This is a genomic window from Iningainema tapete BLCC-T55 (genome assembly GCF_014698965.1).
Taxonomy (GTDB): Bacteria; Cyanobacteriota; Cyanobacteriia; order Cyanobacteriales; family Nostocaceae; genus Iningainema; species Iningainema tapete.
On record NZ_JACXAE010000047.1, the window covers coordinates 1 to 532 of the forward strand.

Here is a 532-nt window from a genome sequence, read left to right on the forward strand (position 1 = left end):
GACTTAAACCACTTAGGTACGCTGAAAGAAATAGCGTAGGTAGCAGTAATTTTCGGAAAAATAATCAGTTTGATTCTATTTAGCCAAAGTTTGCGCCTGGAAAGTTCGTCGGCTTCAGGCGTGCCTCCTACGGTTAGACCTAGTTCAAATTTTTGATTCAAATAACCAGCAAAATGCCATTCTCTAGCTTCGGGAACAACAGTTGTTATGTAAACCGCTAAGACATGGGTTTCTATCAATAGCGGTACAACAATTTCTGGTATGGGGGCGTGAGTATCTGGATTGATTGAAACTGCTGCTTGAGAGTGATTGTAAATTTGCTCCCAATTACTGGCGTTACCTAGCTGTAAAATCCGAGTCATACAAATTCGGAACTTGCAACTCCGTTTAATACGTACTCTTCGACGGGATTAACAAACCCTTGCGGGTCAATGCCAAAATGTTCAAGCATATCGAAGTAAGTCCCGGTATCGAGCTTTCCTTTTAACCAGTCAGTAGCAGCTTGATTGAGAAGAAACATTCCTTCCCAATT

The 532-nt window shown here is 41.5% G+C and carries 1 protein-coding gene; it reads right to left on the minus strand.

Annotation, left to right across the window (positions count from 1 at the left end; genetic code table 11):
• On the minus strand, positions 1–362 hold a 362-nt coding region (locus ICL16_RS12745), incomplete at its 3' end, for a hypothetical protein (protein WP_190828074.1).
• Positions 363–532: the final 170 nt, after the last annotated feature.